The 12502-nt window shown below is 62.8% G+C and carries 12 protein-coding genes and 1 tRNA gene; 8 read left to right on the forward strand and 5 right to left on the reverse strand.

What is annotated here, in order from left to right; genetic code table 11:
- Positions 1-267: 267 nt before the first annotated feature.
- The gene (locus SPHPHY_RS0114205; protein WP_022687355.1) at positions 268-1926 is read right to left on the reverse strand and encodes an electron transfer flavoprotein-ubiquinone oxidoreductase; all 1659 of its coding nucleotides are present in this window, start codon (positions 1924-1926) and stop codon (positions 268-270) included.
- Positions 1927-2035: 109 nt separating this feature from the next.
- On the opposite strand from SPHPHY_RS0114205, the gene SPHPHY_RS0114210 reads away from it, so the two are divergent.
- Both SPHPHY_RS0114210 and SPHPHY_RS20250 read left to right on the forward strand, forming a co-directional pair.
- Positions 2036-2791, forward strand: coding sequence for a uracil-DNA glycosylase family protein (locus tag SPHPHY_RS0114210; RefSeq protein WP_022687356.1), 756 nt, complete (start codon positions 2036-2038; stop codon positions 2789-2791).
- Positions 2788-4635 carry a lytic transglycosylase domain-containing protein gene (locus tag SPHPHY_RS20250; RefSeq protein WP_022687357.1) on the forward strand — a complete coding sequence of 616 codons (1848 nt, stop codon included), beginning with the start codon at positions 2788-2790 and terminating at the stop codon, positions 4633-4635. The genes SPHPHY_RS0114210 and SPHPHY_RS20250 overlap by 4 nt, the downstream gene beginning before the upstream one ends.
- A gap of 503 nt (positions 4636-5138) precedes the next feature.
- Here the strand turns inward: SPHPHY_RS20250 and SPHPHY_RS0114220 are convergent.
- Both SPHPHY_RS0114220 and SPHPHY_RS22075 read right to left on the reverse strand, forming a co-directional pair.
- Positions 5139-5711 carry a TIR domain-containing protein gene (locus SPHPHY_RS0114220; protein WP_022687358.1) on the reverse strand — a complete coding sequence of 191 codons (573 nt, stop codon included), beginning with the start codon at positions 5709-5711 and terminating at the stop codon, positions 5139-5141.
- Complete coding sequence (locus tag SPHPHY_RS22075; protein ID WP_156025104.1) at positions 5696-6556, reverse strand: macro domain-containing protein; 861 nt, start codon at positions 6554-6556, stop codon at positions 5696-5698. The genes SPHPHY_RS0114220 and SPHPHY_RS22075 overlap by 16 nt, the downstream gene beginning before the upstream one ends.
- A gap of 333 nt (positions 6557-6889) precedes the next feature.
- Between SPHPHY_RS22075 and SPHPHY_RS0114230 the strand changes: the two genes are divergently transcribed.
- From SPHPHY_RS0114230 to SPHPHY_RS21470, 4 genes are all read left to right on the forward strand, one after another.
- Complete coding sequence (locus SPHPHY_RS0114230; protein WP_022687360.1) at positions 6890-7558, forward strand: recombinase family protein; 669 nt, start codon at positions 6890-6892, stop codon at positions 7556-7558.
- A gap of 823 nt (positions 7559-8381) precedes the next feature.
- Entirely contained in the window at positions 8382-8645 is a 264-nt protein-coding gene (locus SPHPHY_RS22080) for a hypothetical protein (RefSeq protein ID WP_156025105.1), read from the forward strand.
- A 28-nt stretch (positions 8646-8673) separates the two neighbouring features.
- Positions 8674-8928 carry a hypothetical protein gene (locus SPHPHY_RS0114235; RefSeq protein ID WP_022687361.1) on the forward strand — a complete coding sequence of 85 codons (255 nt, stop codon included), beginning with the start codon at positions 8674-8676 and terminating at the stop codon, positions 8926-8928.
- A gap of 44 nt (positions 8929-8972) precedes the next feature.
- Positions 8973-9730, forward strand: a protein-coding gene (locus SPHPHY_RS21470) for an IS5 family transposase (protein ID WP_156024961.1) whose coding sequence is annotated in 2 segments (ribosomal slippage) — positions 8973-9306 and positions 9306-9730 — 759 coding nt in all. Because the reading frame shifts where the segments join, the coding sequence is not laid out codon by codon here.
- Here the strand turns inward: SPHPHY_RS21470 and SPHPHY_RS22805 are convergent.
- Together SPHPHY_RS22805 and SPHPHY_RS0114250 are read right to left on the reverse strand one after the other, a co-directional pair.
- Positions 9661-10329, reverse strand: coding sequence for a DUF6538 domain-containing protein (locus SPHPHY_RS22805; RefSeq protein WP_419554955.1), 669 nt, complete (start codon positions 10327-10329; stop codon positions 9661-9663). The two genes, SPHPHY_RS21470 and SPHPHY_RS22805, sit on opposite strands and share 70 nt — an antisense overlap.
- Before the next feature lie 91 nt (positions 10330-10420).
- A tRNA-Leu gene (locus tag SPHPHY_RS0114250) sits at positions 10421-10507 on the reverse strand.
- A 170-nt stretch (positions 10508-10677) separates the two neighbouring features.
- Here SPHPHY_RS0114250 and SPHPHY_RS0114255 point away from each other — a divergent pair.
- Positions 10678-11607 carry a complex I NDUFA9 subunit family protein gene (locus SPHPHY_RS0114255; protein ID WP_028056942.1) on the forward strand — a complete coding sequence of 310 codons (930 nt, stop codon included), beginning with the start codon at positions 10678-10680 and terminating at the stop codon, positions 11605-11607.
- A 35-nt stretch (positions 11608-11642) separates the two neighbouring features.
- Positions 11643-12452, forward strand: coding sequence for an undecaprenyl-diphosphate phosphatase (locus tag SPHPHY_RS0114260; protein WP_022687363.1), 810 nt, complete (start codon positions 11643-11645; stop codon positions 12450-12452).
- Positions 12453-12502 lie beyond the last annotated feature (50 nt).

Genomic DNA, 12502 nt, shown 5'->3' on the forward strand with positions numbered 1-12502 from the left:
CGGTGGCGTTCATGCGCGATGCGATGAAGATAGGCGACGGAGTCGGATCGGCGACGGTTGTCGGCCGGGGTGGAGGCGTGCCGGGCCGGCGCACCCTGCGGGGCGGTCGATATCCCGGTTTGCTGCGAGCATTGATCCGTATGGCTCGCTACGAAGCGACTGCGAGGCCGGTCTCCCACCGTCGAACCGAAGGGAAACCGGACGCCCGGATCACCGCGATGCCGCCCCACCCCTCGAACGCCCCACCGCCCCCGATCACCTAACACCTCACATGTTAGGATAATTCGGTCCGCCGCCGCCTTCGGGCACCACCCAGTTGATGTTCTGGGTCGGGTCCTTGATGTCGCACGTCTTGCAGTGCACGCAATTCTGCGCGTTGATGACGAACTTCGGCTCACTGACGTCCTCGCCGACGATCTCGTAGACCCCTGCCGGGCAGTAACGTTGCGCCGGCTCGTCGTACAACGGCAGGTTGTATTCGACCGGCACCGCCGGGTCCTTCAGCGTCAGGTGGACCGGCTGGTCCTCCTCGTGGTTGGTGTTCGACAGGAACACCGAGGAGAGCCGGTCGAAGGTCAGCACGCCGTCCGCCTTGGGATAGGCGATCTTCTTGACCAGGTCCTTGCGCCACAAGGTCTCGTGATCGGGGTGGTGGCGCATCGTGAACGGCATCTTTAGCCCGAGATATTCCGCCCACATCGTCACGCCGGACAGCCCCGAGCCCAGCAGGTCGCCGAACTTCTTCACCAGCGGCACGACGTTGCGGACGACCGACAGCTCCTTCTTCACCCAGCTGCGCTCGAAAGCCTCCGGATATGCCACCAGCTCGTCGCTGCCGCGCTGTGACAGGATGGCGTCGACCGCCGCCTCGGCGGCCATCATCCCGGTCTTCATCGCGGTATGCGTGCCCTTGATCCGCGGCACGTTGAGGAACCCGGCGCTGTCGCCGATCAAGGCACCGCCGGGGAAAACCAGCTTCGGGATCGACTGCAACCCGCCGTCACTGATCGCGCGCGCGCCGTAGCTGACGCGCTTGCCGCCCTTCAGCAGCGCGGCGACAGCGGGATGCGTCTTCCACTTCTGCATTTCCTGGAACGGCGAGACATAGGGGTTGGAGTAGTTCAGCCACGTCACGAAGCCGATCGACACCTGCCCGCCGGCCTGGTGATAGATCCATCCGCCGCCATTCCCGCCGTGTTCGCTCAGCGGCCAGCCCTGCGTATGGACGACCTTACCCGGCTGATGCAGCGCGGGGTCGATGTCCCACAATTCCTTGACGCCAAGCCCGTAGACCTGCGGATCGCAGTCGCGGCGCAGGTCGAAGATCCGCATCAACTCCTTCGACAGATGCCCGCGGCATCCCTCGGAGAAAAAGGTGTATTTGGCGTGCAGCTCCAGACCCGGCTGGTAATCGGGCTTGTGCGTGCCGTCGCGCGCGACGCCCATGTCGCCGGTCGCGACCCCCTTTACGCTGCCGTCGTCGTTGAACAGGATCTCGGCGGCCGCGAAGCCGGGAAAAATCTCGACCCCCAGTTCCTCGGCCTTGCCCGCCAGCCAGCGGCACAGGTTCGCCAGGCTGCCGGTATACGTGCCCTTGTTATGGAGGAACGGCGGGGTCCAAAGGTGCGGCAAATTGACCTTGCCCGCCTTGGTGAGCACCCAATGAAGGTTCTCGGTCACCGGCACTTCGGCGAGCGGGCAGCCGGCGTCGCGCCAGTCCGGCAGCAGCTCGTCCAGTGACTGCGGATCGATCACCGCCCCCGACAGGATGTGCGCCCCGACCTCGGAGCCCTTTTCGAGCACGCACACCGAGATGTCGGCTTCACGTTCGGCCGCCAGCTGCTTCAGGCGGATCGCCGCCGACAGCCCTGCGGGACCGGCACCGACGATCACCACGTCATAGGGCATGGATTCGCGGTCGCTCACTTCGTCATCTCCTGCGCGGGCGCCGCACCGGGCGCTCGTCGTATCGTCCCAACGTCTGGTCGGCTCGGCGGTGCCAGCAAGTTGACCTTCCCGTCAACCTCGCATCCTAATGGCGCCGATGGGGGCCGATCAGAAAATAGACTGGGCTGCGCACGCGGCCAGCGCACTCGACTGGTGGCACGATGCCGGCGTCGATGTGACGGTCGGCGACGAAGGTTTTGCATGGCTGGAGACCGCCGAGCGGTTGGCCGAGGCGCGGCAGGCCGCCCGTACCGCGCCCGAGCCCGCCACTGCTCCCGCGATCCCGCCCGACGCGCTCCCCGGCGACGCTCCGGCCTTCGCGGCGTGGCGTATCGGCGAGACGGTGCCCGAGGCGCGCTGGGGCGGCGCCGCGATCGCCGCCAGCGGCCCCGCCGGTGCCGACCTCCTGGTGTTCGTCGACTGCCCGGAGCGCGACGACCGCGAATTGTTGATGGAGGGCGACGTCGGACGCCTGTTCGACCGGATGCTCGCCGCGATCGGACGCTCGCGCGCGGATACCGGGCTCGCCTCGGTGTGCGTGCGCCGCCCGACCACCGGCCGCGTGCCGCGCGACACCGAGGCGCGGCTTGGCGAGATCGCGCGCCATCACGTCGCACTCGCAGCGCCGCAACGACTGCTGGTGATGGGCGATGCGGCGAGCCGTGCAATCCTGGCGATGAACGTCGCGGACGCGCGCGGGCGTTTTCATGCGCTTAACCATAAGGATGGCAAGGTGACGCAGGTCGTGGCAAGCCACCACCCGCGGTTCCTGCTGGACCGGCCTGCCGCCAAGGCGGAGGCATGGAAGGACCTGTTGATGCTGACCGGGGAGGTCGAACAGTGAAGCACGCTTTTGCCGGACTGTTGCTGACCGCTGCGACGGTACTGGCCGCGCCGGCGCTGGCGGCGCCGATTGATGGCGCGATGCCGGCGGTGGCGCCTGCCGCTCCTGTTCCCGCCGCCCCTGCTCCCGCGATCGCTGCCGATGCCGGCATTCCGTCGCAGCTCACGCCCGAACAGCGCAGCGGCTACCGGGCCGTGTTCGCGGCGCTTCACGAAGGCCGCTGGAGCGACGCGCAACTCGGGCTGGATGCGATGGCGCCCGGCCCGCTCCATTCCTACGCGCGCGCGGAACTCTACACCGCCAAGGGTTCGCCGAAGGCGGATGGCGCGGCCGTGGCACGGCTGCTCGCCGAGGCACCCGAACTGCCGCAGGGCGATGCCTTGCTGCGCGTCGCCAAGGCGCGCGGGCTGACCGACCTGCCGGTGCTGCCCGAACAACAACGATTGATCTGGCAGGACGGCGCGCCGATCCGTGTGCGGGCCCGGGCAACCGGCAGCGATCTGGTCGCCGCCGATCTTGCGGTGAAGATGCAGCCGCTGGTCAAGGCCGACCTCGGCGCCGAGGCGCAGGCGCTGCTCGAATCCACCACCGGCCTCTCGCCCGAGGCGCAGACCGAATGGCAGGCGCGGGTCGCGTGGATCTACTTCCTGCAAGGACTCGACACGCAAGCACGCGAGATCGGCGCGCGCGCCGCGAGCGGCAGCGGCGACTGGGCGATCCACGGCCGCTGGACGCAAGCGCTGTCGGCATGGCGCCAGCACGATTGCGCGACCACGCAGGTCGAGTTCGAGAATGTCGCGGCCCGCAGTCCCGACACCGATCTGCGCGCCACCGCGCTCTTCTGGGCCGCACGCGCCGACATGGCATGCGGCCGTCCCGACCGTGTCGAAGCGCGGCTGAAAACCGCGTCGCAATATGGCGAGACCTTCTACGGCCTGCTCGCCCGCCAGGCGCTCGGACTCGGGATGCCGGCGGTGCGGCCGCAGCGGGTATCGGGTGACTGGGCGCGGCTGGAGCGCCGCCCCAACGTCCGCGTCGCCGCCGCGCTTGCCGAAATCGGTGAGACGGACGATGCCGACCGCGTCGTGCGGCAGCAGGCGCGGATCGGCAGCCCGTCCGAATTCGCCAGTCTCGTGCGGTTCAGCGAGACGCTGGACCTGCCCGCCACCACCGTCTGGCTGGCGCACAACATGCCGCAGGGTTCGGTTGCCACCGCCGAAACCCGCTATCCGATGCCGAACTGGACGCCCGACACGGGCTGGCGGATCGACAAGGCGCTGGTCTATGCACACACGCTTCAGGAATCGGGCTTCCGCAACAAGGTGCGCAGCCCGGCCGGCGCGTTCGGGCTCATGCAGATCATGCCCGCCGCGGCCACCGATTACATGCGCGAACGCGGGGTCGCGATCGATCAGGACGCGCTCGCCCGCCCCTCTACCAATATCGACATCGGCCAGCGACATATCGAGAAGCTGCGCGACATGGGCCTGACCGGTGGGCTGCTGCCGAAGGTCATCGCCGCGTACAATGCCGGGCCAAAGCCGGTCGGCGAATGGAACGCGCTGGTTCGCGACGGTGGCGATCCGCTCCTCTATATCGAGAGCATTCCGTATTGGGAGACGCGCGGCTACGTCGTCACCGTGCTGCGCAACTATTGGATGTACGAGGCGCAGGGCGGCAAGGCGAAGAGCCCCAGCCGCGTCGCGCTGGCACAGGGAATGTGGCCGCGCTTCCCCGGTCTGCCGGGCGCAACCGCAGTGCGCATGAAAGCGCCGCTAAGCCCCGATACCGCGCTTGCCGTCAACGCCAGCGTCGACGTCCGCACGCCGGCCCAGTCGAACTAAGGTGCTGCGAGCCCGATTGCGTCGGTGATCGGCTTTCGGTTGGCTCCTTGAGCGTCCGGCGGCGCTGTCCGCGCAAGCTGCCGCATCGGCAACGAGCAACGCCCGGTCGGGCGCGAACCAAGCCGACGAGAATGGTCGCGGACTTCCCGGCAAGGCAGCAGGCACACGTACCGAGAACACGCGGACGCCGGCATTTCGCCAGACCCACCGCCGCTTGTCGAAAAAGTGTGATCGTGCGTGACGGTAGGAAGCCGCGGTGACCGCTACCACCTGCGCTCTCACGAGAAAGCCCTGCCGGCTAGAAAATTCGGCGGGCTCGCGAGCCCGGCGAAAAATGGTGCCCAGAAGAGGATTTTACCGGACCCCTCCTAAGGCACTGAGAAACAATGACTTTTATTTAGGCCGCTGTCACTGTTGGTAATGCCTGATGTAACAGTTTGCCTAGGCGCATTGCAAGGGGCTGGCCGATGTGAGTCCGCAACAGGGACTCGAACCGCATGGCCTCACTTATTGAACACCACGCCCTTACTCTCCTGATATGCCTTAGAGTAGTAAGCTAGGGCGCTAGTCGGCTGGGTAGTGAGGTTGAACTGCCCTATGGCTTGATCGATGATGGCGCGCTTGAAGGGGATATGGATCGCTTTCACTGTCTTCGCGTCGATACGGGCAGCAAGCGCAGCAGGCCATTCAGAGCGATGCGAGGCAGGATTGAGGATGCCCGCATAGTCGGTGTAGACAACGATCAACGGTATCTTGCAGGTATCGATAGCGTACTTAATCTCATACGGTACGAAGTCAGTGTCATTCTTGGTAGTCTTGCCGATTATCAAAACCATGTTCTTAGAATTATCAAGCCTCTCACGAAGGCTTCGCATGATCGTCTCGCGCTTGCTCGTATCACGAACGGCAGCGACCTTATCATGGCTGTTGACGAACTTGAAGTCTACGCCGTCGTGCTCATGCCACGCTTTCAGCATACGGTAGTATTTGATATCGGATGCTGTCGGGTCCGTCTTCCCCTCAGCGTGGAAGGCGATGTATGTTCCGTTGCGATAGGCCATTAGATCGCGCTCCATCCACGCTTGATTTCAACGATATCTAAATGCTCGAAACAATCGTCTGAAAGGTTGATTGTCATGTTTCGGGGCAAGTCATGCGTCCGCTTAGCATCAACGATCTTCAACGCGATCAATCTAAGCAGATGTTGAGGCGCGATGTTGAGGCTAGCTCGACCGTTCCCGATAAGCGGCATGGCTACAGGAGCGCCATTCCCCACGCGATCAACGGCAGCGAGGACCGCACCAAGGGCATCCCACAGGACCGGCACAGTCGAATTGGCCCGATGCGTCACAACGTCTGTCTTAGTCAGGGCTACTAGGTAAATCTTATGAGGGCCGTTCTTGATAATAGCTACCGTTCCGAGGGGGTAGCGTATCGGATGCCCCTTTGCCCTTGCCTCTGCTACACCCTGATATCCAGCTAGGGCATTGTCTACGTCGGCACGGAAACTTTGCTCGTTGCCGCCATAGACCCTAGAAATGACCTGACCATGCAGAGACGTGGCAGCTACAATGTCGCCTAGCGTACTATCGAAGTATTCATTTACGGCTACGATCCAATCCGTCGCCTCATCAAAGATATTAGCGAACTTAAGCGTCAGCGTTGTTCCCGTATTCGGAAGGCGAAAGCTCACCTCCCTATGCTCGTATATCGAGCCGAGAAACCCAGCTAGGGACAGCAGCCCGGCAACCACAAGATAGCCGACGCCATGACCATCAAGCCATGTGCTAGCGTCTTTGGACACTCTGGTGATTACCTCAGTCAGCAACCACACCGTACCTAAGACGCTCAGTGCCGCAGTGAGGCCGCGCCACCATCGCCGCCTAAAGCCAATCTTAAATGACTGCCAAACCTTGTCCACACTGCCCCCGATGACGATCCCCTATGAATGATTAGAGGGCATCCGTTCGCAGGTAGCAAGGCGGCTACGACCTGAAATTGCTAGAGATATGCGAGAGGGTAGATCAAAGCGGAGGGAGCGGTCTTTCCCCCGTATACCCGGCCTGCCCGGTCCCACGATTATGACACGCCTGCCCGACCTGCATTATCGCGCGTGGTTCTCCATCCCTGCATGACGTGTCACAGTCGCCAAGCTTCGCCCCAGCTAGATCGATGATGACAGGACCGGGAACGGCTTGCCCTTCTAACCGTTCATGGGTATACGTTCGTTGACCCGTGAACAGGACTAGCTGAAATGAACCTCCGCAAGATGACCAAGGCTGTCGCCTACCTCCGCGTTAGCACGGATAAGCAGGGCAAGAGCGGCCTAGGGCTAGAGGCTCAGCGGGAGGCAGTGGCCCGATACGTTGCGGCCAATGGCGTTGACCTGATCGGGGAGCATATCGAGGTAGAGACGGGCAAGGGAGCTAATGCCCTGTCCAAGCGGCCTGAGCTTGTCGCTGCCCTCGCTACTGCCAAGCGGGAGAAGGCTGGCCTGATTATCGCCAAGCTCGATAGGCTTGCCCGCAATGTTCATTTCATATCGGGGCTGATGGAGACAGGCGTAGAGTTCGCCGTCGCTGATATGCCGAACGCTGATCGCTTCCAGCTACACCTATTCGCCGCATTGGCTGAGAAGGAGGCCGAGGTAATCAGCCAACGGACCAAGGCCGCTCTAGCCGCTGCCAAGGATCGGGGGACTGAGCTAGGCAAGCATGGCAAGGTACTGGCTGCTGCCAACAAGGCTGAGGCTATGGACCGGCTAGAGCCTATCGCTGCTGACCTCCTGGCATTGAAGGCTGAGGGCCTGTCCGTTCGCAAGATGGTCGAGGCCCTGAATACCCGGTCGATCCCGTCGCCAGCCGGGGGCAAGTGGCATCCCGCCAGCCTGCACAAGGCGCTTGCTCGATTGGAGGCCCGCTAGATCGGCCAGAGACGGCCACCGGAGTCGATATGGGAGGCTCAGGGTATCGACCTAGCCGGGATACCGTGGCGGCTCTGTACGGGGCTTATTCTGGGGCCGCTCAGATGCGGGAGGAAGGCCCGGAGCATTTCATTACCGTATAGCATAGAGACACCGCCAGTTCCCGTTTAGGCCGGGAGCAACGTAAGCCGCATTAGCGGCAGGGCATACGTAACTGCTAAGATACTGAAGGCCGCAAGGCTTAGCTTAAGAGCGACGGGCTGTGCCATCTTTTATTAGATGATGCAGGGTATCGGACCACGGGCAATACAAGCTGCGCTAATCAAACTCAACGATCATGCTGCTGTAGTGCTCCTCCATAGTGACAGAACGGATTTACTCAATCCGGTTATCTATCTGTCCGGGGGGGACCACGGGATACAGCTACATCTCTCAAATCTAACGATCATACTATAGCAGTATGTATCCTTGGTACTCGACGGCTTGATACCGTGAATGCCACGCACATCATCATCATTCTTCCGATAGGCTCAGAGCAGCTACCGTTCGCTTTATTCGGTCATGCTTTCTGGAACAGTAGCTCGATATCAGGCTGAGCCTTTCTGAGGAATGATCCTCTCCATACGCATTGCTCATCAATCCAATGATGCCCATCGGCCCTGAGCAAATTGCCAGCCTGCTAGCTATAGCATTGCCCTAGTTGGTAGCTAGCAGGCGTACCCTTTCCTTAACTGGAATATCCCTGTTCCTGTTTGCTTACGTGCAAGCGGGCGGTCTGTCTGAACTTTTGCCAAATTACCTCCACCATAATCAAGGATGACCCATGACAATTATGTCCGTTGATACCAGCCGCCTTAGTGATCCCCGGATTATTGCCCATCTTGATGGCATTGATAGCCGGATCATCAACGGCTTTCGCCTTGCCCTAGATGTTCTCTGTATTCCGATGCCCAAGCATATTGAGCGCAAGCCTGCTGGCCGTCCCTCTATTGCCAAGCTGATGGCCGCTGCTGATGCAGATAGCGGGACCATTTATACCTATCGCAATGAAAAGCTGAGGCTCGGGGCATCTGCTCCGCAAATCTAATCCCCTCTACTTCATACAAGGAATAGCTATGACCAACAAAGACACCCTTGCTGCTATCGCCACTGAGATTGAAACGCTCAGCGCCGACCTGCTCAAGGTCAACAACTACATCGATATCCTTGGCAAGCCTGCCATCGATAAGGCCAATGAGATTGATAGGGCATTGAAGGATGCCAAGGATCGCTTTGCTACTGCCCTTGCTGACGAACAGGTAGAGGCCCGTACTCAACGGCTTAGCCGCTTCTCTGATATCCGTGTTGAGGTTACGGTCAGGACCCATTGATGTGAGCGCCGCGATCTGATTCAGGCCCCGTGAGGAGAGCGTGGATGAGCGACCTGTACTGGTTGACGGATGAGCAGATGGCGCGCCTGCAGCCGTACTTCCCCAAGAGCCATGGCAAGCCGCGGGTCGATGACCGACGGGTGCTGAGTGGCATCGTCTTCGTCAATCGCAACGGACTGCGCTGGTGTGATGCACCGAGCGCGTATGGTCCGCACAAGACGCTGTACAACCGGTGGAAGCGCTGGGGTGAACGGGGCGTTTTCCTGCGCATGATGGAGGGTCTGGCGTCAGCGGAGGCCGTGCCGAAAACAGTCATGATCGACGCGACTTACCTGAAGGCACACCGCACGGCATCGAGCCTGCGGGTTAAAAAGGGGATCTCGGCCGCCTGATCGGCCGCACGAAAGGCGGTATGAACACCAAGTTGCATGCCGTCAGCGATGCGGATGGGCGGCCCTTGAGCTTCTTCATGACCGCCGGGCAGGTCAGCGACTACACCGGCGCGGCAGCTCTGCTCGACGATCTGCCAAAGGCGCAATGGCTGCTTGGTGATCGCGGTTATGATGCGGATTGGTTCAGGGACGCCCTGGAAGCCAAGGGCATCCAGCCCTGCATCCCGGGCCGTAGATCGCGCAACGAGCCGGTCAGGTACGACAAGCGGCGCTACCGGCGCCGCAGCCGCATCGAGATCATGTTCGGCCGCCTGAAAGATTGGCGCCGCGTCGCCACACGCTACGACCGATGCCCAACGGTCTTCCTCTCCGCCGTCGCCCTCGCGGCCACAGTCATCTTCTGGCTATGACCAATGAGTCCTGACCCTAGGTATTTGCCTTTGCCCTCATTGGGGCTGGCATCGTCGCTGTACTCAACGGCCTGATTTTGGCTTTCCGATGCGCGGGCATTCTGTCCGAACCGGGCATGAAGTGAGTTTAGCAGGGCTTCCCGATCTGCCCCGGCTGTCTCCCGCTCATGCTCTACTAGCAATCTGCCAGCCCTAGCTATGTCGGCTAGCGATCCCTCAGGTTCCTTACCGGCGCTCAGGGCGTCCATGATCGGGGAAAGAGCCTCAGCCTCCATGTCCGTGGCAAATAGCTCATCGGCTACATGGTCCGTTTGCTCTAGCTCCTGTTCCCATTGGCTCCGCTCCCGCTCAATCTGAGCAGGGGACCGGGGAGGCTTTGGTTTGGGAGCAGGCTTGCCAGCTAGGGACCGGGTAGCATCTGCTAGCAGCTTGTCCGTTTCGACAGTGTGAGCAGGGATGCGGAGCTTGGCCTCTGCCCGATCCTTGGACCGTAGCGACAGCATGAACTCAGCCCGACCGCCAAAGGCAGGCCGTAGCTCGACAGGGATGGCCCGCCGAAAATAGTAGGTTGAACCGCGCTTAGCGAGATAGGTACACATGGCTTTCAGCCCCTGTTACATCTGTAACAGCCGCCTGTAAAAACCGTTGTATCTCAGCTATTTCCTAGGCTTTTCAATAGCCTAGGGAGAATGGTGCCCAGAAGAGGACTCGAACCTCCACGACCTTGCGATCGCCAGCACCTGAAGCTGGTGCGTCTACCAATTCCGCCATCTGGGCACGGGGTAGGCCGGTGCCTCTATGGGCCGTCGCCGGGGCTGTCAACACGCCTGACCGGATTGCCGTCACTTTTTTGCAGCGCGGCACGTTTGGCGGCTAAACCTTGTCAACGCGCGAGGCGGAGGGCAAGGCGGGGGCAGAGCTTTGGGGCTTTCGAGATGAAGGACGGCATGGACAACAAGCTGGTGACGCTGATCGGCGGCGGGGGCTTCCTCGGTCGCTATATCGCGCAGGCGCTGCTGGCGGCGGGCGCACGCGTGCGCATCGCGCAACGCGATCCGCGGCAGGCATTTTTCCTGAAGCCGCAAGGCGGACTGGGACAGACGCAGTTCGTCGCGGTCGACGTGACCCGTCCCGATACGATCGCCAACGCAGTGCACGGCGCCGACGGCGTCGTGAATCTCGTCGGCACGTTCGCGGGCAACCTGCACCGCATCCATGTCGACGGCGCGCGCCATGTCGCCGAAGCCGCGGCGCAGGCCGGTGCCGCGCTGGTGCACGTCTCGGCGGTCGGCGCGAACGCCGATGGCGATTCGGCCTATGCGCGGAGCAAGGGCGCCGGCGAGGATGCCGTGCGCGCCGCCTGCCCCGCAGCCACGATCCTGCGTCCTTCGACCGTGTTCGGGCGCGAGGACCAGTTCATCAATCGCTTCGCCGCGATGATCGCCGGTCTGCCGGTCGTGCCGGTGCTGCGTGCCGGCGCGCGCTTCCAGCCGGTGTTCGTCGGCGACGTCGCGCGTGCCGCAGTGACCGCGCTTGCCGATCCCGAGACGTTCGGCGGCCGGACCTTCGAGCTCGGCGGCCCGGAAGTGCTGACGATGCTCCAGCTTCATCAGCGGATCGCCTTCCACACCGGCCGCTCGCCGCGGCTGGTCGCGCTGCCCGATGCGCTCGGCAGCCTGCTCGCCGCGCTGCCCGGCACGCCGATCACGGCCGACCAGTGGAAGATGCTAGGGCATGACAGCGTCGTCGGCGCGGGCGCGGAGGGATTGGCCGCACTCGGCGTTGCCGCGACGCCACTCGATGCGGTCGCACCCGAATGGCTGGTGCGCTATCGCAAGGCCGGCCGCTTCGGCATGATCGGCCGCGCGGCGGGCTGATCCCGCCGGCGGCCACCCACCAGCGGGGAACGCGCGTGAACGACCTTTTGACCATCATCCTCCTCGGCATCGTCGAGGGGGTCACCGAATTCCTGCCCGTCTCCTCGACGGGACACCTCGTCCTGGCCGGCGCCTTGCTCGGGCTGTCGGAAGGTGACGCGACCTTCGACATCGTCATCCAGCTCGGCGCGATCCTCGCGGTGATCGTGCTGTTCTGGCGACGCTTCCTGCACGTCGGCACGGGGCTGCTGCAACGCCGGCCCGACGCGATCCACTTCACGCGCAACGTCCTGCTTGGCTTTCTCCCCTCCGCCGTCGTCGGTGCGATCGCCTATTCCGCGATCCGCGCCCTTCTGGAGGCACCGGGCACCGGGCCGTTCGTGGTGGCAGTGGCGCTGATCGTCGGCGGCGTCGCGATCCTGTTCATCGAACGCGTCGCCCCGCGTGCCGAGCGCGGTTCGGTGGAGACGATGTCGTGGAAGACCGCACTGAAGATCGGCTTCGTGCAATGCCTCTCGATGGTCCCGGGCGTCAGCCGTTCCGGCGCGACGATCATGGGCGCGCGCGCGATGGGCGTCGATCAGGAGACTGCCGCCGAGTTCAGCTTCTTCCTCGCGATCCCGACGATGATGGGCGCAACGGCGCTGGCCCTGTGGAAAAGCCGCCACGATCTCGGCGATGCGCACCTTTCGGCAATCGCCATCGGCTTCGTCGTGTCGTTCGTGGTCGCGATGGTCGTGATCCGCTGGTTCATGGCGATCGTGACCAAGCACGGCTTCGCGCCATTCGCCTGGTATCGAATCATCATCGGCGTGGTCGCGCTCGCCATGCTGGCGATGCGGTGATTATCATATCGGACCTATTTTTTGGGTGAAGATGCGAGCCACTTGCATCT

This window comes from Sphingomonas phyllosphaerae 5.2, from assembly GCF_000419605.1.
In the GTDB taxonomy this organism is placed as follows: Bacteria; Pseudomonadota; Alphaproteobacteria; order Sphingomonadales; family Sphingomonadaceae; genus Sphingomonas; species Sphingomonas phyllosphaerae_B.